Source organism: Streptomyces sp. NPDC040410 (genome assembly GCF_055595715.1).
In genome coordinates, this window is the sequence record NZ_JBVIVK010000006.1 from 214,232 (window position 1) to 240,398 (window position 26,167).

The 26,167-nt window shown below is 70.4% G+C and carries 21 protein-coding genes and 1 riboswitch; of the genes, 11 read left to right on the forward strand and 10 right to left on the reverse strand.

Going from position 1 to position 26,167, the window contains the following annotated elements:
- Positions 1–21: 21 nt before the first annotated feature.
- Complete coding sequence (gene ligA, locus ACZ562_RS15375; protein ID WP_471178367.1) at positions 22–2,109, reverse strand: NAD-dependent DNA ligase LigA; 2,088 nt, start codon at positions 2,107–2,109, stop codon at positions 22–24.
- A gap of 121 nt (positions 2,110–2,230) precedes the next feature.
- Here ligA and ACZ562_RS15380 point away from each other — a divergent pair, with 121 nt between their 5' ends.
- Positions 2,231–2,497: a hypothetical protein gene (locus ACZ562_RS15380; RefSeq protein ID WP_471178369.1), complete on the forward strand. Its 267-nt coding sequence runs from the start codon at positions 2,231–2,233 to the stop codon at positions 2,495–2,497.
- 55 nt (positions 2,498–2,552) lie between these two features.
- Here ACZ562_RS15380 and ACZ562_RS15385 read toward each other — a convergent pair whose 3' ends face one another.
- Positions 2,553–3,242, reverse strand: a complete 690-nt coding sequence (locus ACZ562_RS15385) for a hypothetical protein (protein ID WP_471178371.1) — start codon at positions 3,240–3,242, stop codon at positions 2,553–2,555.
- A 948-nt stretch (positions 3,243–4,190) separates the two neighbouring features.
- Positions 4,191–6,023 carry a Dot/Icm T4SS effector Zinc-dependent metalloprotease LegP gene (legP, locus tag ACZ562_RS15390; protein ID WP_471178373.1) on the reverse strand — a complete coding sequence of 611 codons (1,833 nt, stop codon included), beginning with the start codon at positions 6,021–6,023 and terminating at the stop codon, positions 4,191–4,193.
- Positions 6,024–6,153: 130 nt separating this feature from the next.
- Between legP and ACZ562_RS15395 the strand changes: the two genes are divergently transcribed.
- The gene (locus ACZ562_RS15395; protein ID WP_471178376.1) at positions 6,154–6,492 is read left to right on the forward strand and encodes a YbaY family lipoprotein; all 339 of its coding nucleotides are present in this window, start codon (positions 6,154–6,156) and stop codon (positions 6,490–6,492) included.
- A 223-nt stretch (positions 6,493–6,715) separates the two neighbouring features.
- On the opposite strand, the gene ACZ562_RS15400 is transcribed toward ACZ562_RS15395, so the two are convergent.
- On the reverse strand, positions 6,716–8,470 hold the full coding sequence (locus tag ACZ562_RS15400) for an FAD-dependent monooxygenase (protein ID WP_471178378.1): 1,755 nt from the start codon (positions 8,468–8,470) through the stop codon (positions 6,716–6,718).
- Between the two features lie 540 nt (positions 8,471–9,010).
- On the opposite strand from ACZ562_RS15400, the gene ACZ562_RS15405 reads away from it, so the two are divergent.
- The 3 genes from ACZ562_RS15405 to ACZ562_RS15415 all read left to right on the forward strand — a co-directional run bounded on the left by ACZ562_RS15405 (position 9,011) and on the right by ACZ562_RS15415 (position 11,693).
- Positions 9,011–9,235, forward strand: coding sequence for a hypothetical protein (locus ACZ562_RS15405; RefSeq protein ID WP_471178380.1), 225 nt, complete (start codon positions 9,011–9,013; stop codon positions 9,233–9,235).
- A 247-nt stretch (positions 9,236–9,482) separates the two neighbouring features.
- Positions 9,483–11,246 carry a DNA polymerase/3'-5' exonuclease PolX gene (polX, locus tag ACZ562_RS15410; protein WP_471178382.1) on the forward strand — a complete coding sequence of 588 codons (1,764 nt, stop codon included), beginning with the start codon at positions 9,483–9,485 and terminating at the stop codon, positions 11,244–11,246.
- A gap of 21 nt (positions 11,247–11,267) precedes the next feature.
- On the forward strand, positions 11,268–11,693 hold the full coding sequence (locus ACZ562_RS15415; protein ID WP_471178385.1) for a CBS domain-containing protein: 426 nt from the start codon (positions 11,268–11,270) through the stop codon (positions 11,691–11,693).
- A gap of 205 nt (positions 11,694–11,898) precedes the next feature.
- On the opposite strand, the gene ACZ562_RS15420 is transcribed toward ACZ562_RS15415, so the two are convergent.
- A complete protein-coding gene (locus ACZ562_RS15420) occupies positions 11,899–12,351 on the reverse strand; it encodes a YbhB/YbcL family Raf kinase inhibitor-like protein (protein WP_471178387.1) in 453 nt (150 codons plus the stop codon).
- A gap of 428 nt (positions 12,352–12,779) precedes the next feature.
- Here ACZ562_RS15420 and ACZ562_RS15425 point away from each other — a divergent pair, with 428 nt between their 5' ends.
- Complete coding sequence (locus ACZ562_RS15425; protein WP_471178390.1) at positions 12,780–13,610, forward strand: ribonuclease BN; 831 nt, start codon at positions 12,780–12,782, stop codon at positions 13,608–13,610.
- 379 nt (positions 13,611–13,989) lie between these two features.
- Here the strand turns inward: ACZ562_RS15425 and ACZ562_RS15430 are convergent, their stop codons facing one another.
- Positions 13,990–14,316 carry an antibiotic biosynthesis monooxygenase family protein gene (locus ACZ562_RS15430; protein WP_471178392.1) on the reverse strand — a complete coding sequence of 109 codons (327 nt, stop codon included), beginning with the start codon at positions 14,314–14,316 and terminating at the stop codon, positions 13,990–13,992.
- 162 nt (positions 14,317–14,478) lie between these two features.
- Positions 14,479–16,830 (reverse strand): transglycosylase domain-containing protein, encoded by a 2,352-nt coding sequence (locus ACZ562_RS15435; protein ID WP_471178395.1) that lies wholly within the window; start codon positions 16,828–16,830, stop codon positions 14,479–14,481.
- 538 nt (positions 16,831–17,368) lie between these two features.
- Here ACZ562_RS15435 and ACZ562_RS15440 point away from each other — a divergent pair.
- Together ACZ562_RS15440 and ACZ562_RS15445 are read left to right on the forward strand one after the other, a co-directional pair.
- On the forward strand, positions 17,369–18,376 hold the full coding sequence (locus ACZ562_RS15440) for an NADP-dependent oxidoreductase (RefSeq protein WP_471178397.1): 1,008 nt from the start codon (positions 17,369–17,371) through the stop codon (positions 18,374–18,376).
- Positions 18,373–19,152, forward strand: a complete 780-nt coding sequence (locus tag ACZ562_RS15445; RefSeq protein WP_471178400.1) for an SDR family NAD(P)-dependent oxidoreductase — start codon at positions 18,373–18,375, stop codon at positions 19,150–19,152. The genes ACZ562_RS15440 and ACZ562_RS15445 overlap by 4 nt, the downstream gene beginning before the upstream one ends.
- A 409-nt stretch (positions 19,153–19,561) precedes the next feature.
- Here the strand turns inward: ACZ562_RS15445 and ACZ562_RS15450 are convergent, their stop codons facing one another.
- Positions 19,562–20,791: a PP2C family protein-serine/threonine phosphatase gene (locus ACZ562_RS15450; RefSeq protein ID WP_471178402.1), complete on the reverse strand. Its 1,230-nt coding sequence runs from the start codon at positions 20,789–20,791 to the stop codon at positions 19,562–19,564.
- A 203-nt stretch (positions 20,792–20,994) separates the two neighbouring features.
- A riboswitch (guanidine-III (ykkC-III) riboswitch) is annotated at positions 20,995–21,062 on the forward strand.
- An 11-nt stretch (positions 21,063–21,073) separates the two neighbouring features.
- Between ACZ562_RS15450 and ACZ562_RS15455 the strand changes: the two genes are divergently transcribed.
- Positions 21,074–21,952, forward strand: coding sequence for an MBL fold metallo-hydrolase (locus ACZ562_RS15455; RefSeq protein ID WP_471178405.1), 879 nt, complete (start codon positions 21,074–21,076; stop codon positions 21,950–21,952).
- Positions 21,953–22,141: 189 nt separating this feature from the next.
- Here ACZ562_RS15455 and ACZ562_RS15460 read toward each other — a convergent pair whose 3' ends face one another.
- On the reverse strand, positions 22,142–23,122 hold the full coding sequence (locus ACZ562_RS15460) for a DMT family transporter (protein ID WP_471178408.1): 981 nt from the start codon (positions 23,120–23,122) through the stop codon (positions 22,142–22,144).
- An 81-nt stretch (positions 23,123–23,203) separates the two neighbouring features.
- Between ACZ562_RS15460 and ACZ562_RS15465 the strand changes: the two genes are divergently transcribed.
- Positions 23,204–24,136, forward strand: coding sequence for a LysR family transcriptional regulator (locus ACZ562_RS15465; RefSeq protein ID WP_471178411.1), 933 nt, complete (start codon positions 23,204–23,206; stop codon positions 24,134–24,136).
- A 60-nt stretch (positions 24,137–24,196) separates the two neighbouring features.
- Here ACZ562_RS15465 and ACZ562_RS15470 read toward each other — a convergent pair whose 3' ends face one another.
- Complete coding sequence (locus ACZ562_RS15470) at positions 24,197–24,973, reverse strand: polysaccharide deacetylase family protein (RefSeq protein WP_471178414.1); 777 nt, start codon at positions 24,971–24,973, stop codon at positions 24,197–24,199.
- A gap of 327 nt (positions 24,974–25,300) precedes the next feature.
- Here ACZ562_RS15470 and ACZ562_RS15475 point away from each other — a divergent pair, with 327 nt between their 5' ends.
- Positions 25,301–26,152: a GNAT family N-acetyltransferase gene (locus ACZ562_RS15475; protein WP_471178417.1), complete on the forward strand. Its 852-nt coding sequence runs from the start codon at positions 25,301–25,303 to the stop codon at positions 26,150–26,152.
- The last annotated feature ends 15 nt before the right edge of the window (positions 26,153–26,167 follow it).

The window sequence follows — 26,167 nt, forward strand, 5'->3', positions numbered from 1 at the left end:
TGCCATGGCCGGTCCTCACTGTCAGTCGAGGAAGTCGGCTATGAGGGTGGCGAATTCGTCGGGGGCGGCCAAGCGGATGCCGAGGGCTTCGGCCTTGTCGCGCTTGGATCCGGCTCCCTCTCCGGCGACGACCAAGGTGGTCTTCTTGGAGACGCTGGACGAGGAGCGGCCGCCCGCGCGTTCGATGAGCTCATTCATCTGGTTGCGGCTGAGCTTCTCCAGTGCTCCGGTCATCGCTCCGGTCACCACCACTGTCATCCCGGACAGCGGCCCGCCCGCAGGTTGCGCGCCGGCTTCCTGACCGCCGGGGTCACTGCCTGCCGGGGCCGGTGGAGTGGCGCCGGGTTCGGTCATGTTCACCCCGGCCGCGACGAGTTTGTCGATGAGCGGGGCGAGTTCGGCGAGTTCGGCCACGATGGACGGGGCCTTCTCCGTGCCGATGCCCTCGACCTGCTGCATGGAGGCGGCGTCGGCGGCGCGGATGGTGTCCATGGTGGCGAAATACCGGGCGATGCGGCGGGACATGGACCGGCCCGTGCCCCGGACGCCGAGGGCACACAGCACCCGTGACAGCGGCCGGCCCTTGGCGGAGCTGATCGCCGCGAGAAGGTTGTCGGTGCTGGTCTCGCCCATCCGCTCCAGGCCCAGAAGCTGTTCCCGGGTGAGAGCGAACAGGTCGGCGAGATCGGTCACCAGGCCGGCCTCGACGAGCTGGACGACCCGGGTGGCACCGAGGCCCTCGATGTCGAGCTGGTCGCGGCCGGCGGCGTAGGACAGCGCGGCCACCAGATGGCAGTTGCGGCCGTTCTCACACCGCCAGCGCTGTTCGCTGGTGTCGATGCCCGAGCCGCACCGCGGACACTCCTCGGGGAAGAGGATCGACTGCTCGTCACCGGTGCGCAGATGGGCCACGGGGGCTTCGATGCGCGGGATGACGTCTCCGGCGCGGTACACCATGACGTGGTCGCCCATACGCAGGTCGCGGCGGGTGATGTCGGCCGGGTTGTGGAGGGTGGCGTACGTGATGGTGGAACCGTCGATCTCGACGGGTTCCAGGACGGCACGCGGCGCGATGATGCCGGTGCGGCCCACGTTCCACTCCACGTCGAGCAGTCGCGTGATCTTCTCCACGGCGGGCAGCTTGTAGGCGATCGCCCACCGCGGCGCACGCGACCCGGAGCCCGCGGCCTGCTGGTCGGCGGCCAGGTCGGCCTTGATGACGATCCCGTCGATCCCGAACGGCAACCGCGCGCGGAGCGCGGCGATCTCCTGGACGCGGGCCAGGACCCGCTCGACGGTTTCGGCGGTGATGCCGGGCACGGCGGTGGTGGCGGTGGTGTTCACCCCGAGCACGGCCGCCTCGGTCATGAGGTCGCTGTGCGGGAGGTCGCCCAGCCGCGCGGCGAGGGCCGAGTCGCTCGCGGCGAGGGGCAGCAGGCCGTAGCCGAAGAACGTCATCGGCACCGTGTAGGCGCGGTCCTTGGCGCGCAGGGTGCCTGCCGCTGCGTTGCGCGGGTTCGCGAACGGCTGCCCGCCGTGGGCGGTACGCACCTCGTTGGCGTGCTCGAACTGGGCCGTGGTCATCAGGACCTCGCCACGCACCTCCAGGGTGACCGGCTCGGCCAGCTCGTCCGGCAGGCCCTCTATCGTACCGATCGCGTGCGAGACATCCTCCCCGGCCGTTCCGTCGCCGCGTGTGATCAGCCTCGTGAGGCGGCCATGGGTGTAGCGGGCGGCGATCGCCAGCCCGTCGAGCTTCGGCTCGACACTGAACCGGCTGACGTCGTGGCCGATCCGGCGGGCCAGCGAGGCGGTCCAGGCGGTGAACTCCTCGGGCGAGAAGACGTTGTCCAGGCTCAGCATCGCCACCGTGTGCGGTACGTCCCCCTCCACGGCGCCGCCGGCGACCTTCCCGGTCGGCGAGTCGGGCAGCACCTCATCGGGATGATCGGCCTCCCACGCCGCGATGCCGCGGACCAGCCGGTCGTAACTCTCGTCGTCCAGCACCGACGTGCCGCCCGCGTAGTAGGCGGCCGAAGCCTTCACGGCGTCCTCCACGGCCTGTGCGTAGGCGGCGGCGTCCACGATCACTGTTGCAGGTGATGTCATGCGGACCATCCTGCCTGCCACCACTGACAATCCCGCTGACCTGCAACTCCGGGATCCGGAAAATGACCTCCTTCACTTGCGCGGCGGTCCGTTGTCAGTGCCGGGTGCGACGCTGCATGTCATGGATGAGCTCGAGTTCATGCGCGGCCGGGTCTACGGCGCCGACCACGACGACGCCGGACCCGTCCCCGGCCGTGCCTACGTGGAACTGGTCGGCGGGCCGCTGGACGGCCTGCTCCTGGACGTCACCAGTCGGCCCTGCCACGAGCTGCGCGAAGGCGTGGCGTTGCCGACGGAGATAGGCGGCTACGGGCCCGGCGGCCGTGCCCTGTACGCACCCCGTGCCGAGGGAAGCCGCCGCTTCGACTGGCGCGGCGACACGCCCTGACCGCGCCCGGCCCGGCACAGTCGGGTCGGTCCGCTCACGGTCGGGCACGCCGGTGTCAGGCGTTCGCTGGTGCGGGCTGCTCCTTGTCCTGTGAGGCAGCCGTCTGCTGCTGAGTGTCGGGTGCGGTGTAGAAGACGGCTGCGCCCTGCTTGTTGCGCTGGGCCTGGTTCCTGGCGACCAGCCCTTCGAGCGTGGTCCGCACGACGGTCGCCTTGACGTTGCGTTCGGGATGGGCCTGGCCGAGTGCCGTGGCAATCTCCGCCGCCGATCGCGGTTCGCTCTGCTCGCCGAGGTGTCGGCGCACCAGGTCGACCAGCGTGGGCTGCGCGGTCTTCGCGGCCGCTTCCTTGCCCGTGCGCTTGGTGGTTGCCGCCTTCCCGGCGGCGGACGGGGCTTCAGTGGGGGTCTTCTTGGTCCGTGCACGCTTGCCCGTGACGGACTTGGCGGACTTGGCGGGCTTGGCAGCCGTGGCGGACTTGGCGGCAGCCCCCTTGCGGGGACCGGGTACCACGCTGCCGTCCGAGGGGGCCTCGGCCTCAGCGGGAGCGGGCGCCGGAGCGACGTCGATGGCTCGCTGGATGTTCACCAACACGGTGTGGTCACGCTGGAGTGCTGCCAACTGCTCCTGCAACGCGGCGATTTCAACGCCGATTCGTTCCTGTTCTTTGGTGTTGTGTTCAAGGTCGGCGGTGACTTGAGCGGTGTACTGCGATGTCAGTTCGGTGACGGAGACGGTCTCGGACATGGGGGGTACAGCCTTTCCTCGATACGGGGCCGGAGGTGAACAGTCTGCCGAACGTGTGTGGCCCTCCGGCCATGTGCCTGCGGGGCGCTGGAACAAGCCGATGCGCAGTGCCTTGCCTAAGAGATAGTACGGACAAGCGGAACAGGCCGTTCGTCTCTTGCACGCATGTAATCGGCGAGAGGGGGCGTGGCAGAGGCCGCCGAGGTGACGGAATCGCATCCCAGTGTCACTGGCGTCAGCATGAACGACGGGTGACTTTTCGTACAGGCATCGGCTTGGGCCGTGTGTCTCGCATGGTGTGTGAGCCACATGTGACGGCTCGTCAGATCATCGGCTCGCATCCCTGTGAGCGGGAGGTTCGTGCGCCCAGGAGCGATTCGACGACTGACGTGCCTGAGGAACCTGATAGGCAGGGTGACCCTTTGGGCGTCGTAAATCGGATGCCCGGCTTCGGTGTCCGCAGTACGGTGGGCGTCGTTCAGGTGCGAAGGCTGCGGCTACTTCTCCTGTCAAGAGAGCAACGCGGGTTCGAATCCCGTCGCCGGCCTCGGCCGGTGTCGTCCAGTGGCCCAGGACGCTTATGTGCCGCCGCCGAGTCAGATCTCTGAACAACCGAACGCGAGCCGTCCGCCACGGGGGATCCAGGCGGACGGCTTTCGTCGTGCGACGAGTTCGCGGGGGCTCCTCGGACAGGGGGGTTTCCGGCAAGGCTCCCAACACGTGAGCGACCCACGCGGCCGCCGACGCGGCGGGCTGGTCACGGTTCCGGTCGAGTTCCTTTTGCAGTGGGACGAGTTGATGCCCCGCCGATCGGGCCTCGCACCCTTGCGACGCCTTCGCTACCCACGAGAAGACGCTGCGTGCCAACCCGGGCCGCCACATGGGCGTCCCCGCGTTGGAGCCGGAGAGCTCACTGTTCTTCCCACGTCCGGCGGCTGCGGACCAGCCTCAGTCAGTGAACCGGGTGACGATTCCGCCGAGGGACTCCCAGCCCGTGACGCTGGGGCCCCACACCTTCCCGTCCCACCACTTGTGGAACAGGGCGGAGTCGGTGCCCGTGAGGAAGAGATCGAGGCGGCCGGGCTCCCAGGAAACGGCGGTCGGCGGGCTGGTGCAGATTCCGCCGAGGGATTCCCAGCCCTTGACGCTCGGGCCCCAGGCGTTTCCGTCCCACCACTTGTGGTAGAGCGCGGAATCGGTGCCGACCACGAAGACATCGAGCCTGTTCGCGCCCCACGAAACGGCGGCGGGGGTTCCCATGCAGGTTCCGCCGAGGGATTCCCAGCCGGTGACGCTCGGGCCCCAGGCGTTTCCGTCCCACCACTTGTGGTAGAGAGCGGAATCGGTGCCGACCACGAAGAGATCGAGACGGTTCTGTCCCCACGACACCGCCACCGGCCGGCCCATGCAGATGCCGCCGAGGGATTCCCAGCCCTTCACGCTCGGGCCCCACGAATTCCCGTCCCACCACTTGTGGTACAGGGCGGAATCGGTGCCGACCACGAAGACATCGAGGCGGTTCGCACCCCACGAAACCGCCACGGGGTCGCCCATGCAGATTCCGCCGAGGGATTCCCAGCCGCTGACGCTCGGGCCCCAGGCGTTTCCGTTCCACCACTTGTGGAAGAGCGCCGAGTCCGTCCCGATCACGAACAGGTCGAGGCGGTCGGGTCCCCAGGAAACCGCCTCGGGCGGGCTGGTGCAGATTCCGCCGAGGGACTCCCAGCCCTTGACGCTCGGGCCCCAGGCGTTTCCGTCCCACCACTTGTGGAAGAGCGCCGAGTCCGTGCCGATCGTGAAGACGTCGAGGCGGTCGTGGGCCCAGGCCAGTGACGTCGGGCGAGTCCTGCAGATTCCGCCGAGGGATTCCCAGCCCTTGACGCTCGGGCCCCAGGCGTTTCCGTCCCACCACTTGTGGTAAAGCGCGGAATCGGTGCCGATCCCGAAGACGTCCAGCCGGTCGGACTCCCACGACACCACCGGGCCCGAGGACGGCGAAGGCCCGTACATCGCGTGTACGGCGGCGATGTCGTCCGTGCTCAGGCCCGTGCGCTGTCCGATCGCGGCGCCCTGCACGGTGGGTACGACGGTGTCCTGGCCGTTCTTGGAGAAGGCGCTTCGCGGGTAGTGCATGATCGACCCGTAGTCGTACGCACCGATGTCGTCGCCGTCCGATATGTGCTGGTCGAAGTTGTGCTCGAATCCGGTCTGGATGTTGGCCCAGACGATCGTGACGAACTTGTCGCGGTCCTCGCGGCTCTGCTCGTGCCAGAGCCCGACCGCGTGCCCGATCTCGTGGATGCAGTTGCCGGCCGTGCAGCCGGTGCCGAGGGTGATGTCCTGGCGGCCGCCCTGGCGCCCGACGTGCGAGGAGCATCCACTGCCCGGCACGAACCGCACGTAGTCGGGGAACTGGCCGGAATTCGCCGCTGTCCGCAGCACGAAACGGATCCGGGTACGGGACTGCCAGTGCGCGATGGCGTCGGTGACCCGCTGCTGGTTGGGCAGGGTGCCGTCGATCTCGTACGGCACCAGGCTGTTGGGCCACCGGAATTGGCGCCCGGTGATGATGACGGCCGACTCCGGGATCTTTCCCTCCGATTCCGCCTTGAGTTCCGCGGTGCGTCGTTCCACTTCCGCGGTCGTACCGAGGACGATGTCCCCCTCGAAAATGGCAAGACCGTCGATCTCCACGTACTGGACCGGCTTGGCCGCGAAACTCACGCCGTCGATCAGTGCGGTCTTCACCCCGCCCGAGGACCGGAATTCACCGTGGCCCACACCTGCAACACTGGACTCTGCTCCGGACACGTCTGTTCCCCCTGTTTTCGACTTCCCACCCACGCGCACAGGGCGCTATTTTGCGGAAAGTAGCGGGGAATATGACGACCAACAAGGCCTGGGTGGGCGTATGCCAAGCGTAGAAATCGCTGTCTCTCTCGCACCCGGCACTCCGGTTCCGGACGATCCGGTGACGCTGCGGGCGCAGGTCGAGGAGGTCACGGCCGCCGATGCGCCGGCCCGCGTCGTCTCCCGCGTCGTCGCCCACGAGGTCCGTCTCACCCACACCACCCGTCTCACCCTCTCCGTGCCACCGCCCGATCCGCGGGCGCGGTACACCGTGCGCGTCCACGCGGACCTCGACGGCTCCGGCGTGATCGCCCCCGGTGACCTCGTTTCCACCAGCAGCAACCCGGTTCTGACCCAGGGCGGACCGGAGCAGGCCGACGTGCGGTTGAAGCCCGCCTGAGGTGACCCCGACCGCCGGTCGGCCCTGAACGGTGAATCGGTCATGGACGGCCCATGTGGTCAGAGGCTCAACTCGCTGCGCTTCTCCGGCGATTGCCGCCCGGACGGGATTCCGGAACCACGGCGCAAGTCTGCGGCACCTGCACGCCGGCGGTCGCGGCCACCCCTTCGTCCACATCCAGGTGAGCAATCGGCTACGCCGGAGGACGCCGAGGCACGGCTGTTCACGCCGGTACGCACAGCGTCGCGAGGTAGGCGGACAGGGCCGGCGCCGTGTCGGTGAGCGGGAAGCGGGCGCCGAGGTACCCGTCGGGGCGGACGACGAAGCCGGTCGAGTCGTTCGGACGATAGAGCCGGGCGAACTCCCCGGCGGCGTCGCGGTATCCGGGGATGGGCAGGGTGTCGGGGGCGGTCAGAGCGGCTTCGCGGGCGAGGACGGCGATGGTGTGCGGACCGGTCCCGGACAGCTGGCCGGAGGTGTTGCCCGTGTCGCTGCCGGCCGTCAGCGGCAGCCTGGCACCGACGGCGGCCTCGGTCGCCGCAGCGGCCGCGGCCAGGACGGCATGGTGGGCCCCGTACAGGAGAACCACGTGCCCCGTACGGCCGCGCAGGATGTCGAGCAGGCGCAACGGGTAGGCGGCGACGGGCACGGTCAGCCCCGCGCAGTCCGGGGCACGGTCGCCCGGCTGGGGCGCGTCGGACGGCCCGTACCGGCTGCCGGCGAGCGGGCCGCCCCGGTAGCCGACGAGCAACTGGGCTTCGCGGAGCATCAGGGTCCGCCGGTCGTCCGGGTCGGTCTCCATGCCGCGCGTGGCGTGCCGGACGGTCCGGCCGACGACCTCCTCGCCCACGGGGCGGCGCTCGGCGTCGTAGCTGGCCAGCAGGGCGGGCCCGGCCTCGCCCCGGACGACGAGAGCGAGCTTCCAGGCCAGGTTGCAGGCGTCCTGGATGCCGGTGTTCATGCCCTGGGCTCCGGTGGGCGGGTGGATGTGGGCGGCGTCGCCCGCGACGAAGACCCGCCCGTCCGCGTAGCGGTCGACGATGCGGTGGCTGATGCGGAAGACGGACGACCAGCGCAGCCGGGAGAGGGCGCCCGGCTTGGGGGAGAGGCGGTCGACGACAGCCTGTATGTGGGCCAGCTCCGGGACGCGCCCGCCCTCCAGGCCGTGCGCCACGCCGTCGCCCTGTACAGGCACCTCATCACTCGCCCGCGTGGAGAGTTCGGGCGGGACCAGCATCGACATCCGGTAGCGGCCCGTGCCTGGCAGCGGGATGCAGACCAGCACATCGTCGGTGGAACCGTCGTCGGCGCGGTGGCTCGACCGTATGCCGTATCCGTGGGGCATGTCCCAGTCGGCCTCGACGTCGCCCAGCATGTACTCCTCGGCGAAGGCGGCGCCCTCGTAGGTGAGGCCCAGCCGCTTGCGGACGATGCTGTGTGCTCCGTCGCAGCCGATGAGATAGCGGGTGCGCAGCTCCTCGTCGGCGCCGGAAGCGTTGCGCAGCCGGGCGGTGACCCCGTTCTGGTCCTGGGTGAATGAAAACAGCTCGGTGCCGCGTTCGACGACCGTACCCAGACCGGCGACGTACTCCTCCAGGAGGCGCTCGGTCTCGTACTGCGGTAGCGCGGCGAATTCGTAGGGAACCTCGGGCGGCAGCGCGAGATCGATCCGCGCCATTTCCTTGCCGTTGACGTAGATCAGCTGGCCGCGCAGGACAGCGGCGGCCTCCAGGACGGTACGGGCCAGGCCCATCCGGTCCCAGATCTCCAGGGTGCGGGGCTGAATGCCCACCGCCTTGGCATACGGCAGGCGGGTCGGCAGCCGGTCGACAACACGGCAGCGCACTCCGTGCCGGCACAGCTCGGCGGCCGCGCTCAGCCCCACCGGGCCGGCGCCTGCGATCAGTACGTCGGTTGTCGGGGCGTGCGCCACGGGTGCCTCCCAGTGCCTGGCCCCCGGACCGGTCCCGTACTCCATACTCACCCGACGGCGCATGGGTCGCGAGCCGGGCACGGCCCCGGGCTCCAGGCCCCCGGGCACTTCCGTGGGAGTCCGCAGCCGGGTGCCCGGCTGGGAACGCAGCCGTGCTGCGAGAGTGGTGGCGTAACGGGTGCAGGGCTGCGCTATGCTGGATCCGAAGCAGGCCGCCGAATTCCGGTCGGCTGGCTGTGCGTTGGTGGTCCAAGGAAAGACGTCCCGCTTCCTGCGGGGAGATGCAGGTGCAAGGCCTGCCCGGCGCTCAAGTACGGACCCTGCCCCCGAATGCCCGTGGGGGCGGGGTCCGTTGTCGTCGGCGAAGCCGATCGTGTCGTGCCTCTGGCTGAAACACCGGCTCTGTGACCGCTGTCCGGCCGAGTTCGGTCCGTGTCCCGCGGCTCTCGAGCGCGGCGCCGACCGTGTGCCGCGACGAGTCGTGGTGTGACGGACGGTCCGACCTGACGTGCCGGGCATCAGGTGAGGGCGAGGCGACGCTGGAGGCTGACATCCGCGACGACCTGGCCGGCAGGGGACGGGCTCGTGCAAGGCGGTGTCCTCCACGTCGAGTGGCGCGAGGCACCCGACCCCGGGATCCGGTCCGCCCACGACGCGCTCGTGGCGCCGGTGGCCGCCACCTCCTGCGATGTGGACTCCGCGATCCTGGCCGGACATGTCCTTCCCGACTCGCCGTTCCCCCTCGGCCACGAGCGCGTTCGGCACGGCCGCGCCGGGCTGACCGCGCACCGAGGCCTGCGCGGCACCTGACGAACACGCGGCTCGGCACGCGCCGATCGGACTGAGCCGTGCCGCCGAGGCCCGGACGAGCGGGGAGACATGTCGGCGACGGGACGTCGCCGCCGTCATGCACGAGGCGGCACACGGCAGCGAGTGGGTCCGACGCAGTGCCCTGATCACCGGCCGACGAGGTAGACCACGGTCCGGTCCAGCCCGCTGGAGCGGTTCGCGGGGATCCAGGGACGTGGACGGCCTGCCGCCGCCCTACCCTGGAAGCGTGGCTCGGTCCAATGACGAGGTCGCCGCACTGTTCCAGGAATACGCGGACCTGATCTCGATCACCGGAGGAGACGCGTTCAAGGCGCGTGTCTACGAGAAGGCCGCCCGGGCGATCGGCGGCTACCACGCCGACGTCTCCACGCTCGACCTCAAGGGGCTCCAGCAGATTCCGAACGTCGGCAGGTCGATCGCCGAGAAGGTCGTCGAGTACTTCCGCACCGGCGGCGTGTCCGCCGTGGACGCGCTCCGGGCGAGGATCCCCGCCGGGGTACGGCGGCTGACGGCGATCCCCACGCTCGGCCCGCGGAAGGCTCTGATGCTGTACGAGGAGCTGGGCATCTCCTCGATCGACGAGCTGGCCGACGCCATCCGCGCGGAGCGGCTTCGCGATCTGAAGGGCTTCGGCCCGCGGACGGAGGAGAACATCCTCCACGGCATCGGTCTGCTCCAGGCCTCCGGAGACCGCGTCCTGCTCGACGTCGCCATGGATCTCGCCGAGGGCATCGTCGCCGAGCTGTCCACGGTGACCGGCTGCCGGCGCTGCGCGTACGCCGGGTCGCTGCGACGCCTGCGCGAGACGATCGGCGACATCGACGTCCTCGCCGCGGCGCACGACTCGGGCCCGCTCATGGGGGCGTTCACCGAGCTGCCGTACGTCACGGAGGTCGTCGCTCGGGGCGGGACCAAGACATCCGTCCGCACCACCGAGGGCCTGGCGGTCGATCTGCGGGTCGTACCGCCGGACGCCTGGGGAGCGGCGCTGCAGTACTTCACCGGATCGAAGGCGCACAACATCCGCACCCGCGAGCTGGCCGTGCACAAGGGGTTCAAGCTCTCCGAGTACGGGCTGTTCGACGTCGAGGGCGGAGAGAAGATCGTCTCGGAGACCGAGGAGGAGGTGTACGCCCGTCTCGGCCTGCCGTGGATTCCGCCGACGCTGCGCGAGGACCGCGGAGAGATCGAGGCCGGGCTGCTCGGCGAGCTGCCCGAGCTGGTGGCAGAGGCGGACATCCGGGGCGACCTGCACACGCACACCGACCTCACCGACGGGCTCGCCCCGCTGGAGGAGATGGCCCAGGCGGCCGCCGAGCGCGGATACGCCTACTTCGCGGTCACCGATCACGGGCCGAACCTGTACATGCAGCGGATGACCGACGAGCGGATGCTGGCACAGCGTGAACGTGTGCGCGAACTGGACCGCGCGTACGGCAGGCAGGGCAAGCGCGGCGGCATGCGCCTGCTGCACGGTGCCGAGTTGAACATCGACCCGGACGGCGGCGTGGACTGGCCGGAGGAGTTCCTGGACGGCTTCGACCTGTGCGTGGCCTCGGTGCACTCGCACTTCAACCAGGGACGCGGGGCGATGACGCGCCGGATCGTACGGGCCTGCGAGAACCCGTACGTCAACATCATCGGTCATCCCACCACCCGCCTCATCGGCAAGCGTCCGGGCATCGACGCCGACCTCGACGAGGTGTTCGCCGCCTGTGCGCGTACGGGTACCGCCCTGGAGGTCAACGCCCACCCGGACCGGCTCGACCTGCGCGACGAGGACATCCTGCGGGCCAGGCGGCACGGGGTGAAGTTCGCGATCGACAGCGACGCCCACGCCCCCCTTCACCTGGCAGGCATGCGCTACGGCGTGGGAACCGCGCAGCGCGGCTGGCTGACCAAGGACGACGTGATCAACACCTGGCCCGAGACACGGCTGCGGCGCTTCCTGCGCAAGGGGCTGCGCGGCCGACCCGCGTCACCCCACTGATCCTGGACCTGGGAGGTCTCCATGACCCGGCTGATACGCGACGTGATGTCGCCCGGTGCGGCCGCCGTCGAGCCCATGACGACGCTGGCGCGGGCCGCCCGCATGATGCGCGAGCAGGACATCGGGGACGTCCTGGTGGTGTACGACTGCGACCTGTTCGGTGTGCTCACCGACCGTGACATCGTGGTCCGGGCCGTCGCCGAGGGACTGGATCCCGACACCGCGACCGCCGGTTCCTCGTGCACACGTCCGCCGGTGGTGACGCTGACGCCGGACGACACGACCGACCGTGCGGTGGAGCTGATGCGACAGCACGCCGTACGCCGGCTCCCGGTCGTGGAACGCGGTGGCTGCCCCGTCGGCATGGTGAGCCTCGGCGACCTGGCCACGACCGAGGACCCGCACTCCGCGCTGTCGGACATCAGCAAGGCCGACGCGAACCACTGAGCCGTTCCTAGTGCCGCGTCAGCCAGGGTTTGCCCGTCAAGGAGCGGCGTCCGGCGCGTGCTCTCGGCGTGCCGGCCGGAAGTCCTCGTACTGGACGTACTCGGGCTTTCGGCCGGTGCGGCGGGTGGGGGCATCTCCCATGCCCTTGAGGCAGTGGGGGAGGGTGCCGGGCGTCGCGACGGGGCGAACCTTGGCTGACGCGGCACTAGCGTTGGTACAGCCCCACGAGGGTGCCACTGGCGATGTGCCGTTCGTCCAGCGCCCGGTGCACCTGGTCGGCGCTGGGAGCGTGGGGCAGGACGCAGGGTTCCGCGAGGGCGTAGAGACGGAAGACGTAATGGTGGGCCTCGTCTCCCGGGGGTGGATGCGGTCCGCCCCAGCCCTCTCTCCCGTAGCCGTTGACGAGTTCGGTGCCGCCGGGCGGGCGCTGACCCGGATCGACACCGTCACTGTGCGGATCGATGCCGACCACGATCCAGTGCGTGAACGTGCCCGACGGCGCGTCGGGGTCCTCGCACAGCAGAACCAGTTCGGCCGCGTCGTCCGGGGCGCCGCTCCACGTCAGCGGAGGGGAGACGTTCTCTCCCTCCAACGCGTACCGGCGCGCGATGAAGGATTGGTCGTCGAACGCGCTGCTCTTGAGATCGATACCAGTCATGTGCCCCGGAGTACCCCTGCCGGTGCCTGACATGCGGGAGGCCGTGGCCTTCGAGGGGCCTCGCCGGAATCGCCCTGCCCGGACTCGCGGGCGGTCAGAACGATCAGAGCAGAAGACTTCTGGAGGGGCGGGAGGGTATGTACGGGGTACGGGAAGGCCGGGCGGGAGACGACAGGGTGTGCGCCCGGTGCATCGCCGGGTTGCTGCGTTGCCGACACCTACGCGCTCGGCACTGCCGGGTGATCCATGTGGGTGTGTCAGGTTTCGCCCGTCTCCGAGTCGGGAAACCGTCAGCGGCGCTCCAGGCGGCCGGGGGTCATGGTTCTTCCCGGACGGCTGCGGGCCGGAGCGCGAGATCGAGGGGCGCCGGCTGCCGAGTGTCGTGCGATGCGCGAAGGCCGGGCCGGCGCCCCGGGGAGCGAGGCGGTATGAGGGATTCCTCCGGCGCGTCCCGGGAGCGGCGGCGCGAACCGGGGCGTTTGCGGACCGCCTGGCACCACTCGGCCGCCGGACGGCTCTGGCAGCACGGCGGAGAGCTGGAACTGCTGCACCGGGCCATGGGATTCGCGGCGCTCGGTCTGGTCACCCTGGCCCCATTGCTGATCGTCGTCGCGGCCGCCGCGCCCTTTCAGCAGCGGGGCTTCGCCCTGTGGGTGATCGACGGTATGAGCTTGTCGGGGCGCCCGGCGGAGGCCGTACGGAACCTGTTCACCGCGCCCCGGAAGGTGCTCAGCACGACCAGCGCGTTCAGCGTGCTGGTCCTTGCGCTGTTCGGTGTCGCCTTCGCGGCCAGCGTGCAAAACGGGTACGAACGGATCTGGCAGCTTCCCGCAGGTCCGTGGCACGCGGTGTGGCGGCGTGCGGTGTGGCTCGCCGCGCTGACGGCGTATCTGTTCGCCGAGACCCAGAGCGTCGCGGTGATGCGCCAGGGTCTGACGGCGTCGGCCGTCCGTATCCTGCTCACCGCACTCTTCGGGGTGCTGTTCTTCTGGTGGGGGCAGTACTTCCTGCTCGGTCAGCGGGTGTCGTGGGGAGCACTGCTGCCGGGCGCCGTGGCCACGATGGCGGGCCTGGTCGGCCTGCGCTGGTTCTCGTATCAGGTGTTCTCACCGCTGATCGTGAACAACGCGGTCAACTACGGCGCCGTCGGCACCGTTCTGATCGTGCAGTCCTGGCTGATCGGCGTCGGCTTCGTGGTCTTCGGCGGCGCCCTGCTGGGCTGCCATGTTCACAACGCCTGGCAACGGAGGGCCGGGTGACCTGTCGGGGGCCGGTTCATTCGTCAGGGCGACGCGAGCGGCCGAGAGGTTCCGGCGCTCGCATCGCTTGTTTGGGAGGTGGCCCCACTCGCCGCACCGGGCCCTTGCCCAAGTACATTCCCGTACGAGGGCCAGGGCCCGGCACGCCGAAGCACGCACCTGACGCCGCGGGGCCCCGCCCACCGGGCGGACGACGGGAATCTGACGACAGAAGCTAGTGCCGCGTCAGCCAAGGTTCGCCCCGTCGCGACGCCCGGCACGCCCTCTCGCCGCACCGGCCGAAAGCCCAAGTACGTCCAGTACGAGGACTTCCGGCCGGCACGCCGAGAGCACGCACCGGACGCCGCTCCTTGACGGGCAAACCTTGGCTGACGCGGCACTAGGCCTTCGTCGGCGCCGCCTGCTGCACGACCTCGAAGGACCACAGCGTGGACCCGCTCGCCGCCGGCTTGGGGCGCTCGCCCTGCGCGTCACCGCCCTGGTGGGCCGCTTTCATGGGGCCCTCCATCCAGGCCTGGAAGGACTCCTCGTCACGCCAGCGCGTGTAGACGAGGTAGCTGTCGGTGCCCTCGACGGGACGGAGGAGTTCGAACCACTCGAACCCGTCGGAGCTCTCCACCGCATGGGCACGGGAGGCGAAGCGCTTCTCCAGCGTCTCCCGCTGCTCGGCGGGGACGGTCAGTACGTTGATCTTGACTACGCTCATGTGCCCCATCCTGCCGCACCTCGCCCGGCGGATGCGGAGCGGCTCGTACCCCACGCGGCTCCACGGGGCGCCGCCCGGACCGGAGGAGGGGGCACCTGGCCGGAGGTGATGGCACGACTGCTGGGACAGCAGGCGCGCCCGCCGGTTCTCGGGGGGGCGCCGCTACGGAGATCCCGTGTCGCCGGTGCCGGTCCCGTTGAGCGACGGTCCGGTGTCGGCAGGGCCGGACTGCGCCGTCGTGCTGGGGGCGGGGCCGGGCGGAGGAACGGTGGTTGGCACAGGAGCTGTCGTCGTGGGCGTGGTCGTAGTCGGTGGGGGAGCGGTCGGCGCGACCGTGCTCGGTGTCGGCGTGGCCGCAGCGGTCGTCGCCGGGGTGAGCGGGGGCGTCGGTGTCGGCCCGTGGGTGGGTGCCGTGGTCCGTGTCGGTTCTGCCGACGCGGGCCTGCTTGCCGGGGCTTGGGCGCCGTGGGGCTGCGCGGGTGCCGTCAGACGGAAGTCCTCCACCGGCTGGCCCTTCAGGGCGGCGGTCATGTAGGCGGTCCATATCCGGGTCGGATACGAGCCGCCGTTGACACGGCTGATGCCCGCGGCGTCGCCCAGAGAGACACGGGTGTGGGTGGTGGGCTTCTCGGCGAACATGGCGACGGAGGTGGACAGTTGGGGGGTGTAGCCGACGAACCACGCGGAGAGGTTGTTGTCCGTGGTGCCGGTCTTGCCCGCGGCGGGCCTGCCCAGGGCCGTGGCCAGATAGCCGGTGCCCTCCGCGCTGACGACGTTCTTCAGAACGGACGTGACCTGGTCGGCGGTGGCCCGGGTGAACGCCCGGACGGCCCGGTGGCCGGGCAGGTCGTAGGACTTGTCGTTCCGGGTGAGTTTCTGCACCGACCAGGGAGCGACGCGCTTGCCGTGGTTGTCGAAGGTGGCGTATGCCCCGGCCATGTCGAGCGGGCTGGGGGTGGCCACGCCGAGGGGGAGGGCGGGGGTGGCGCCCATGTCGGGTGTGTCGGAGGGGAGGCCCGCGGCGATGGCGGCCCTGCGGACGCCTGCGAGACCGGCGTCGGCGCCCACCTGGGCGTACACCGCGTTGACGGACTTCATCATGGCCTCGCGCAGGCTGATCCGGCCGTAGTCGACGTCGTCCTCATTGGGCGGGCAGTAGTGCAGACCGCGGGGCAGGCCCGTCACGCAGCGGCGGCTGGTGCCGTCGTAGTGCGTGCGGGGGGTGATGGCGTGACCGTCCTGAGTGGTGGCGCGGTGCTGCAGAGCGGCGGCGAGAGCGAACGGCTTGAACGTGGAACCGCCCTGGAGGTCGTGCCGGATGGCGTCGTTGTAGGGACGGGCGGCGTAGTCGGGTCCGCCGTAGGCAGCGACGATCTTTCCGGTGGACGGGTCCACGGACGCTGCGCCGACCCGGATGTACGTGGCCTTGCGGGTGTCCGGCAGTGGCCGCAGTCCCTTCTTCGCCGCCGCGGCCAGTGCGTCCTGGTTCTTCTTCACGAAGGTCGTGGTGATCTGCCAGCCGCCCGCCCCGAGTGTGGCTTCGTCGAGGATCTTGTTCTCGACCAGATAGCGACGGGCGATGTCGATGAGGTACCCGGCCTGGCCGCCGACCCCGGGGGTGGGCTCGGGGGCCCGGGGAACCGGGAAGGTCATCTTGGCGCGCTCGCCGCCGCGCAGGTAGCCCATCTCGACCATCCCGTCCAGGACGTAGTTCCAGCGGGCGATGGCCGCCGCCCTGTGTGCCGGGGTCGCTGTGGAGACGTCGTAGATGCTGGGAGCCTTGAGCAGGGCGGCGAGATAGGCGCTCTGAGGGACGTTGAGCTGCGAGGCGCGGATGCCGTAGTACGCCTGTGCGGCGGCTCGGATGCCGTACGAATTGCGGCCGAAGTAGCTGGTGTTCAGGTACCCCGCCATGATGGCGTCCTTGCTCTGCGTCTCACTGACCTTGATCGCGATGATGGCCTCCCTCACCTTCCGGCTGAGAGTCCTTTCAGGGGTGAGGTAGTAGCTCCGTACGTACTGCTGGGTGATCGTGGACCCGCCCTGCAGCTCCTTGCCGGTGACGGTGCTCCAGGCCGCGCGCAGGATGCCACGGGTGTCCACCCCTTTGTTGGAGTAGAACGTACGGTCCTCGGCCGCGACCACGGCGTGCTGCGCGTTGACGGAGATCTCCGACAACGGCAGCGATGCGCGGTTGACGGCGCCGGTACGGCCGATTTCGCCGCCGTCGGCGTAGTAGTAGACATTGCTCTGGCTCACGGCGGCCGTGTTGGGATCGGGAACCGGGACGGTCACGTACAGGGCCAAGAAGGCGACGACGGCGAGCAGGACCACGGTGATCAGGCTGCTGAGCAGCATGCGCCAGGTGGGGAACACCCGGCGCCACCAGGGCATCGCGTGACGTGCCGCCTTGCGGATCCGCCGAGCGCGCGTACGGGTCTGGCGCGCGCTCCGCAACTGCTCGCGCCAGTCCGCAGCCGCTGAACGGGCCGGTTCGCTCTCCCCTTTGCTCATGCGTCCGCAACTCCTCTGGCCGACATGATCGGTGTGCGCCGCCCTGGTGGCGGAGGGGCCGGCCGGATGCGGTGCGCCACTCGGAATCGCCGTATGTCTGCCTGATGGAATACCGTCTTCCCTTTCGTGGCCGAACCTCACTCACCATCAGTCGACCCGCCTGTACTGCCCGACCGGTGCGCACTCGGGGACGGCAAGGGCGCCGCCGCCCAGCGTTGTTGCGAGGGACTGCGTGAGGGCCGAGTCGGTGAAGGGTTCAGCAGGCTGAGTCGAGTCCGGCCAGGCCCGGCCGCGCGCCCTCTGCGACGGCCGCGGCGGCGGCGGGTGGCACCTCCGCCCAGGCCGGAGCGGCACGTCATGTCCACAGGACCCGCCCCCGGCTACCCGCCTGTCAACCCAGCCCGCCTCCCGACCTGCGCGCTTCTCCGTCGGACAGGCGTTCCGGGCCCGCCGCGAGCGGCGTGTGGTGAACGTCACGCCACTCAACGTACCTACTGGTCGGTATGGTCACGTGGAGCCGTGAGCGACAGGAGGCGTCATGTCTGCGACCAACCGCCAGATCCGACTGGCAGCCCGCCCCATGGGCGAGGTGAAGCCCGATGACTGGCAGCACTGTTCGGAGCCCGTCGAGGAACCGGGACCGGGCCTGTTCGTCGGCCGGACACGCGTCATCTCCCTGGACCCCGCCATGCGGGGCTGGCTGGACGACCGCCCCTCCTACCTGCCGCCGGTGGGCATCGGCGAGGTGATGCGCGCCGGATCGGTCGTCGAGGTCACCGCATCCGACCACCCCGACTTCCAGCCCGGTGACCATGTGGTCGGCACGTTCGGCGTCCAGGAGTACGTGGTCTCCGACGGCAAGGGAGCCATGAAGATCGACACCTCCCTCGCACCGCCCTCGACCTATCTCGGGGCGCTGGGCATGCCCGGCATGACGGCCTACTTCGGACTTCTGGACGTCGGGGCACTCAAGGACGGCGAGACCGTCGTGGTGTCGGGGGCGGCCGGCGCGGTCGGCACCATCGCGGGTCAGATCGCGAAGGCCAAGGGCTGCCGGGTCGTGGGCATCGCCGGAGGACCGGAGAAGTGCGCCCTGCTCACCGACGAGCTGGGATTCGACGCGGCGATCGACTACCGCGCCGACGACGTGAGGAAAGCGCTGCGCCGGCACGCCCCCGACGGCATCGACGTCTACTTCGACAACGTCGGAGGGGACATCCTCGACGCGGCCCTGACCCGGCTGGCGATGCACGCGCGCGTCGTGGTCTGCGGTGCGATCAGTCAGTACAACAACGCCACACCGGTCAAGGGCCCCTCGAACTACCTCACGCTGCTGGTGCGCCGTGCCCGCATGGAGGGCTTCGTCGTCTTCGACTACGCCAAGCGCTACGCGCAGGCCGCGCAGGAGATCTCCGCATGGATCGGCGCCGGCCGCATCAAGGTCAAGGAACATGTGGTGAGGGGGACCGTGGACGACTTCCCCGACACGTTGCAGATGCTCTTCCGCGGCGAGAACGTCGGCAAGCTCGTACTGGAGCTGGCATGACAGCAGCCGAGACCGGGTCCGGCGGCCCGCTCCGGGGCAAGGTGGCGATCGTCACGGGCGGAGCCGGCGGGCTGGGCCGGGCCACGGCGCTCGCGCTGGGGAGGGCCGGGGCGCGTGTGGTCGTCGCGGACCTCGATGCGCAGGGCGGCCGGGAAGTGGCCGACATGGTCGGCGGCACATTCCGCGCCTGTGACGTCTCCGACCTCGACGGCAACCGTGCCCTGGTGGACTTCACCCAGGAACAGTACGGCGGCGTCGACATCGCGTTCCTCAACGCGGGGGCGGCGACCGGCTGTGGTGTGGGCGCGGACTTCGATCTGGCGCGCTACCGCCGGGCGATGGGCGCCAACCTCGACGGCGTGGTCTTCGGCACCCACGCTGTGCTGCCCGCGCTGCGGGCCCGCGGCGGAGGCTCGATCGTGGCGACCGCGTCCCTGGCGGGCCTCGCGGCGGTGCCTCTCGACCCTCTGTACGGAGCCAACAAGCACGCGGTCGTGGGACTCGCACGCGCACTGGGACCGGCTCTCGCGCCGGACAACGTGCGCTTCAACGCGGTCTGCCCGGGGTACGCCGAGTCGGGGATCATCGAACCGCTGCGCGACATGCTCGCCGAGCAGCAACTGCCGATCATCCCCGCCGAGGTCGTGGCGGACACGGTGCTGCGGATCGTCGTCGGCGACGCCACCGGGGAGTGCTGGTTCATCCAGGCCGGCCGGGAACCGGAACCGTTCCGTTTCCGCGGCGTCCCCGGCCCGGGCAAGCCTGTCGGCGTCTGAGCACATGCGCGCCCGTTCGCGTCGGCGGGCGGGGTGCCGGTGTCACGGCCGGTCGGGCGAGCGGGGGAGCGTGGTATCGGCGGAGCGGAAGCCCTGTGTGGGCGGGAGGGGTCGCGCGGCGGCCGGCCCATGGACGCAGTCGGCACCCTGTTGTCCCATGTGCTGCCGCCGACGACCGGCCGGCCGCTCCCCACGCCGGCTCTCGGCGGCCCGCGGCAACCGGCCGGACCGGGCGCGCCTCACGTACGACCCGGCCCCCTCCCGCCCCGCGGCCGCGGGGGGACCGGCCCGGAAGCCTCAGCCGGTGCTCGGGCCGAACCCCTCGCGCGTGTCCGCCGGTTGGCCGGAGAACGGCCACCGCCGTGCCGCGGCGAGCGACGGCTGCCTCGACGGCACCCCGCACACGCGGTCACAGCCGGATGACGATCAGGGCGGTGTCGTCGGTGTTGCCGGTGGGCGGGAGCAGGTCGGCCAGGAGAGCGTCGGCCAGGGCCTCGGGAGCGGCGTGCCGGCGCCGGGTGAGGGAGTCGGCGAGGCGCGCCAGGCCGGTGTCGATGTCCTCGTCGCGGCGTTCCACGAGGCCGTCGGTGTACAGGATGAGGGTGGCGCCCTCGGTGAAGGGCGTGCGCGCCTGTGGGCGGGACAGGTGCTCGGGGCGGGCCGCGAGTGGAGGGTCGGTGGCCCGGTCGAGGAAGGTGACGGTGCCGTCGGGGTGCGCGAGCGCGGGTGGAAGGTGGCCGGCGGAGCTGTAGGTGATGGTGCGGCTGTCCCAGTCGATGAAGGTCGTCACGGCAGTGGTTGCCTCCGCACCGTCGACGAAGCGGGCGTACAGGCCGAGGGCCTCCAGGGCCTGGGCCGGACCGTCGGCGACGCGGCAGGCCGCGCTCAGCGCACTTCGCAGCTGGCCCATGGTGCAGGCGGCTGCCAGACCGTGGCCGACGACGTCGCCGACGGCGACCGCGAGGTTGTCGCCGGGCAGGTCGACCAGGTCGTACCAGTCGCCGCACACGTTCAGCGCGCCGATGGCGGGCCGGTAGCGGACGGCCGCCTCATGCGGCCCGGTCGGGCCGGGCGCGGGCAGCATGGCCGCCTGCAGGGCCAGGGCGACCTCGCGTTCGCGGGCGTGCGCCGAGCGCAGGAGTTCGTTGACCTCCTGCAGTTCGCGGGCGCGGGTGTAGAGCTCGGCCTCCAGCACGCGGGCCCTGCTGTCGCCGCCCGGGCCACCGCGGGCCCGGATGAGTTCCGTGACCTCCTCCACCCGGTGCACGATCAGCGCCACCCGCCCGTCGCGACCGACGACGGGTGCGTTGACCGGGCTCCAGTAGTGCACCCGCCACACGCCGGGCCGCTCGGGATCCTCGATGTCGTAGCGGATCAGTGCCATCGTGTCGCGCTCGCCGGTGTCCACCACACGGAGCATCGACGCCTGGGTCTCCCGCATGCCGGCCGCGGCCGGTTCGTTCGGGTTCTCGGGGAAGACGTCGAAGATGTACCGGCCCAGCAGCTGCTCGCGCGTGCGCCCGGAAAGGCGCACGAAGTCGTCGTTGGCGTCGGCGTACACCAGGTCAGGGGTGAGCAGCGCCACCATGCCGGGCAGGGCCCGGAAGACCTCGGCATAGTCGATCTGCGGTTCCCACATGTCCTGCCTGCCTCGGCGCCGAGCGTCACTGTGCCGTTCCACGATAGGAGCGAACCCGCCCACGCGGCCTGGGCACTGCTCCCTCCGGGGCCAGGAGTGCTCCGGAAACAGCGTGGAAGCACGCTTGCGGATCAGAAGCATCCGTATACCGAGCCTGACCCGCTGCTCGTTGATCAGCCCGGTCCGCGCGTAGTAGATTCCGCTCGGCGGCGCGTGAGCGCCTGCCCCGGACGAGATGGGCGCCGTACCCGGCCTGCTAAGACGACGCTCTCGGGAGGCGTCATGGCCGGAAACGCACAGCAGGCCGACTTTGTGTCCGAGGCCCCGGAGCCGCGCGCGCTGGACGTGGACTGGATCCATGGATCGCCGTCCGCGAAGCACAACACCGATCCGGACATCCAGGTCCACGCATACGACGAGCACACGTTCATCCTGCGCCAGAACATGGCCATCGACTATGAGGCGCCGTTCCTGTTTCTGATCTTCGGCAACGCCCGGGCCGTACTCATCGACACGGGAGCCACCGAGTCCGCCGAGTTCTTTCCGCTGCGCCGGGTGGTCGACGACTTGATCGGGCGCTGGTTGGCCGGGCATCCACGGGACGGCTACACCCTCCTCGTCCTGCACACCCACGCCCACGGCGACCACATCGCGGGCGATGCCCAGTTCATCGACCGCCCCGGCACCGAAGTGGTGCGGGCGGATCTCCACAGTGCCTGGGAGTACTTCGGATTCGCCGACGACCCCGACCGGGTGACCCGCGTCGACCTCGGCGGCCGGGTGCTGGAGTGCCTCGCCACCCCCGGTCACCATGAGGCGGCCGTCACGTACTACGACCCGCACACCGGATTCCTGCTGACCGGCGACACGGTGTATCCCGGACGGCTGTACGTGGAGGACTGGGCCGCCTTCGGCAGAACCGTCGACCGCTTGATCGCGTTCGCTGACACCCGACCGGTCACCCACATCCTCGGCTGTCACATCGAGATGACGAACGAGCCCGGCGTGGACTACCCGGTCCTGACCACCTACCAGCCGGACGAGCCGCCCCTGCAGATGACCACCCGCCAACTGCGCGAGATCCGCGAAGCGATCGATGAGATCGGTGAGCGGCCCGGACGGCACCCTTTCCCCGGCTTCATCATCTGCAAGGACGAGTGAGCACTCGCGGCCCCCGAAGACGGCCGCTTCGCCTGTCCCGACACCGAGTCCGCTCTGTCGGCCCCCGGCTCGCCGTGGGCGGCCCTCGGATACGACGCTGACCACCTCGCCTTCGGCCGCCGCAGCCTGGACGACCGCGTCGGGGCACTGCGCGCGCCGGGGCAGGCCTGTCGCCACGACGGGGGCTGTTCAGCCCGTGAGGGCGGTCGGGGAACGGTGTGGGCAAAGCGGAGTTGCCGGTGTGGCGTTCGGTGTGGTCTCGCAGCAGCCGGCTTCGGCTGCGTCCGCGGGGGCGACGCGCCGGGCGCGTTCGACGGCCTGTCCCCAGTACGTTCCGGCGACGACAAGCATGGCTCCGAGAGCGGAGGGCACGGTGAGACGGTCGTCGCCGAAGCCGATGCCGACCAGGAGGGCCCAGACCGGTTCGGTGCCCAGGAGGAGACTGGCCCGAGTCGCGGACGTGCGCTGCACGGCCCAGGTCTGGGCCAGGAAGGCGAACAGGCCGCAGAACAGGGCCAGGTAGACGAGTTGGGTCCAGGTCCCTGCGTCGGCCCGGGCGAGGACCGGCAGCCCGCCCGCAGCGGGCAGGAAGAACAGTGCCGCACCGACGACGCTCTGCACGGTCGTCAGCTGCAGTGGGCGCAGCGTCCGGCCGGTGGTGACCCGTCCGACGAGCACCACATGAGCCGCTCGGACCACCGCTGCCGCGAGCATCAGCAGATCACCGGCCCCGGGAGGGCGCAGGCCATTGCCGGACACGAGCAGGCCGACGCCCGCGACGCACAGACCGACCGCGAGGAAGAACCTGGCCGGCGTTCCGCCCCGCCGTCCCGCGCGATCCAGGAGCGGTGTGAGCACGAGGGTGAGGCTGATGATCAGACCGGCGTTCGCGGCACTGGTGTACGCGACGCCGTAGGTCTCCAGCGCGAGGACGGCGGCCTGCGTGAGACCGAGCAGGGAACCGAAGCCGATCTCGCCTCGGGTGAAGAAACCGGGTCTGCGCAGAGCGGCGACGACCGCGACGCAGGCGAGAGCGGAAATGAGATAGCGCAGGAACAGGACGATCAACACCGACGTGGCGCCCGTGGCCGTCTTCGCCGTCAGATAGCTGGAGCCCCAGACGATGGCGACGGCCAGGAGCACCACATCCGTACGACGGGTGGCTGGCATGGCGCCTACGATTCACGACCAGCATTTTGAAGTAAATGACGAGTTGCTCAACCAACCCTTTAGCAAAGCTACACTGGACCTGTGGACGAAAGACAGCTGCGCGTCCTACGGGAACTGGGCGAGCTGGGAAGCGTCACCGCGGTCGCGGAGGCGATGCGGGTGACACCTTCGGCGATCTCGCAGCAGCTCCGGCTGCTGCAGCGCTCGATCCCCGTCCCGCTCACCGAGCGCGACGGACGGCGGCTTGTCCTCACGGCCGCCGGGCAGGCTCTGGCCGACGCGGCGATCGGGGTGGAGGCGGCTCTGGCCCGAGCGCGCCACACCATCGACGCATTCGTCGAAAAGCCCGACGCCGCGGTGTCGGTGGCGGCCTTCCACAGCGGAGCCGCGGCGTTCTATCCCCTGTTGCTGCGGCGCCTCAGCGCCCCTGGATCCCCCCAACTCTCCCTCCACGACGAGGACGTGGCGCAGGACGACTTTCCACCCCTGACCCGCCACTACGACCTCGTCATCGCCCACCGGCTCGACCACGCGCCGGCGTGGCCTCGGACCGCGATGGCCACCGCCCTGCTGAGTGAACCGCTCGACGTCGCCCTGCCTGCCGATCACCCCCTGGCCGCGAAGCCCTGCCTGACATCTCGTGATGTCGCCGACCAGCCCTGGATCACGGTGCACGACGGCTTTCCGCTCATCGCCACCGTCGAGGCCATCTCCGCCGCCGCGGGACGACGACTCGAGATCGCCCATCGCATCAACGAGATCTCGGTGGTCGCCGAGGTGGTCGCCGCCGGCGGCGGAGTCGCCCTGATGCCGCGCTGGACGGCTCGACCGCACCCGGCTGTGGTCCTCCGGCCTCTGAGCGACGTTCATGCTCACCGCCACGTCGACGTGCTCCATCGTCCCGAGCGCGTGGCGCGAAGGGCCGTACGGACCGTGCTCACGGAACTGGTACGCGCCGCGGAAACCGTTCGAGGCCGGGGCGGCGCCGGCGGTGATCAGGACGCAGGACGGTAGGAGGCAGCGGGGTACCGGGCGAGACCCGAACCCAGTGCGGGCCGGGCCATGACCCATATTTCAGCGCACCGGGAAGCCGAACGAATATCCCTGCTGCTTCAGCCACGGCAGGACCTCGCGCAGGGCGGCCACGGTCTGGGAGCGGTCCCCGCCGGCGTCGTGGAAGAGGATCGTCGGGCCGTTGGCGATCTCGTTCTTGACGGTGGCGACGATGGCGTCAGCGCCCGGGCGCTCGAAGTCCTTGGAGTCGACGTTCCAGCCCAGCGGCCGCATCCCCCGGGAGGCGGCGAGGTGGCGGCTGTAGGGGGTGAAGGCTCCGCCCGGGGCCCGGTAGTACATCGGTTGGACGCCTCCGGAGGCCTTGGTGATCATGCGTTCGGCGTCGAGGATCTGCTGCGACTGGTAGGAGTCGGCTTTGGTGTCCATGGTGGTGTCGTGCGCGACGGAGTGGTCGCACAGCCGGTGTCCGGCCGCCACGACCGCCTTGACCAGGTCCGGGTGGGCCGCGGCCTGGGTGCCCACCATGCAGAAGGTGGCCTTCACGCCGTTCTCCCGCAGCACCTCCAGTACCTGGGGCGTCCAGACGGGGTCCGGCCCGTCGTCGATGGTGATGTTGACGCCCCGGGTGCCGTGGTCCGAGGCGTGGGAGATGCCCACGGAAACCGGCGCCCGGCCGGAAGGTGCGGACGGGCGCGCCGAGACGCCCGTCCCTGCTTGCCGCCCGTCTGCGGAACCGGCCTGAGCGGTCCATACCGAGGTGGCGGCCGCCACCGCCGTCACCCCGACCGCCGCCGCGATTACCCGGCTGTACCATCCCCGCCCGCCATGCCGCGCCATGTCAGCCCTGTTCCTTCTCGTCCCGGTGGGTCCCCTGCACTGGTCAGGACGGAGCAAGGGCACTGCGGGATCCGTCTGTTACCGATCACGGACAATTCCGCAGGGGTTCCGAAACGCATGAGCATCCGCACGCGGAGCGGATGAGTACGTACCAACCTCCCCTGGGCTCGGCGGCGGTGCCGCTTCCGCGGCCGTGCCGATCTCGTCGATGCCCCGACGGAACGCTCTGCTCCCTGCTGAGCCGCAGCGGCGGCTCCGCCGACAACGGCGGCCAGACGCAGCCGACGAGGGCGATGGGCCGGCACTGCCCCGTGATGGGATGTGCTCATGAGTGAGTCGTCGCTGCGAGACCGTATGGAGACGTACTACGCAACCGTGCCCCTGCTGTTCGCCGAAGCCGAGGATCACGGTCCGCTGCGCCTCTTCGTGCGAAAGGAGCCCGGCGCGCCGTACTACGGCGGCCCCCATCACGCCAGGCCCGCGTCGGCGAGCTCCGCGGCTGCCACCGCTGCCGACATCGCCCTGGTGCGTGCCCGGCAGCGAGAGCTCGGCGTGCCGCATGCCTTCGAGTGGCTCGCCGAGGTAACGCCTTCGCTGCGCGTCGTTGTCGAAGAAGAGGGGCTCTCGGTCGCTGAACGCCCGCTGATGGTCCTCGATCCGGATCACCGGCTTCCCCCACAACGCCTTCCCGACGGCTTCACGATCCGGGCCCTTGACGCCGGTGATCCCGCTCTGCCCGCCGTCCTCGCCCTCCCGGGACTGGCCTTCGCGGCAGCGGCCACGGTAGGGGCGCCGACAGGCCGCACCGAGCTGGCGACGGCAGCCGGGAAACTTGCCGTCGACGGCACGACGGAAACGACCCGCCCGTCACTCCGCGCCGGCCACAAGACGCTCGTCGCAGCTTTTGCCCCGGACGGTGTCCCCCTGGCCGCAGGCCACTACCACCCGGCCGCCGGAGCCGCCGAGATCGGCGGCATCTGCACCCTCCCCATCGCCCGACGCCAGGGGCTCGGCGCCGCTGTCACGACGGCTCTGGCCCACCACGCCCGCGACCACGGTGTGCGCACCGTCTTCCTCGCCTACGCCCAGCAAGCAGTCGCCCGCATCTATGCCCGCCTGGGGTTCCGCCCGGCCGGCACCACTCTGCTGATCGCCGGCCAGCCGGCTCGCGGTCAGTGACGGGAATGGGTGGCG

Excerpts from the sequence above, each read along its gene's own strand:
- ACZ562_RS15445 (WP_471178400.1), top strand. The coding sequence starts at position 18,373 with ATGACAGCAGCCGAGACCGGGTCCGGCGGCCCGCTCCGGGGCAAGGTG.
- ACZ562_RS15400 (WP_471178378.1), bottom strand. The coding sequence starts at position 8,470 with ATGGAGTACGGGACCGGTCCGGGGGCCAGGCACTGGGAGGCACCCGTG.
- ACZ562_RS15385 (WP_471178371.1), bottom strand. The coding sequence starts at position 3,242 with ATGTCCGAGACCGTCTCCGTCACCGAACTGACATCGCAGTACACCGCT.
- ACZ562_RS15475 (WP_471178417.1), top strand. The coding sequence starts at position 25,301 with ATGAGTGAGTCGTCGCTGCGAGACCGTATGGAGACGTACTACGCAACC.
- ACZ562_RS15420 (WP_471178387.1), bottom strand. The coding sequence starts at position 12,351 with ATGACTGGTATCGATCTCAAGAGCAGCGCGTTCGACGACCAATCCTTC.
- ligA (WP_471178367.1), bottom strand. The coding sequence starts at position 2,109 with ATGACATCACCTGCAACAGTGATCGTGGACGCCGCCGCCTACGCACAG.
- ACZ562_RS15435 (WP_471178395.1), bottom strand. The coding sequence starts at position 16,830 with ATGAGCAAAGGGGAGAGCGAACCGGCCCGTTCAGCGGCTGCGGACTGG.
- ACZ562_RS15440 (WP_471178397.1), top strand. The coding sequence starts at position 17,369 with ATGTCTGCGACCAACCGCCAGATCCGACTGGCAGCCCGCCCCATGGGC.
- ACZ562_RS15415 (WP_471178385.1), top strand. The coding sequence starts at position 11,268 with ATGACCCGGCTGATACGCGACGTGATGTCGCCCGGTGCGGCCGCCGTC.
- ACZ562_RS15395 (WP_471178376.1), top strand. The coding sequence starts at position 6,154 with ATGCCAAGCGTAGAAATCGCTGTCTCTCTCGCACCCGGCACTCCGGTT.
- ACZ562_RS15450 (WP_471178402.1), bottom strand. The coding sequence starts at position 20,791 with ATGTGGGAACCGCAGATCGACTATGCCGAGGTCTTCCGGGCCCTGCCC.
- ACZ562_RS15460 (WP_471178408.1), bottom strand. The coding sequence starts at position 23,122 with ATGCCAGCCACCCGTCGTACGGATGTGGTGCTCCTGGCCGTCGCCATC.
- ACZ562_RS15455 (WP_471178405.1), top strand. The coding sequence starts at position 21,074 with ATGGCCGGAAACGCACAGCAGGCCGACTTTGTGTCCGAGGCCCCGGAG.
- ACZ562_RS15425 (WP_471178390.1), top strand. The coding sequence starts at position 12,780 with ATGAGGGATTCCTCCGGCGCGTCCCGGGAGCGGCGGCGCGAACCGGGG.
- ACZ562_RS15470 (WP_471178414.1), bottom strand. The coding sequence starts at position 24,973 with ATGGCGCGGCATGGCGGGCGGGGATGGTACAGCCGGGTAATCGCGGCG.
- ACZ562_RS15430 (WP_471178392.1), bottom strand. The coding sequence starts at position 14,316 with ATGAGCGTAGTCAAGATCAACGTACTGACCGTCCCCGCCGAGCAGCGG.
- ACZ562_RS15380 (WP_471178369.1), top strand. The coding sequence starts at position 2,231 with ATGGATGAGCTCGAGTTCATGCGCGGCCGGGTCTACGGCGCCGACCAC.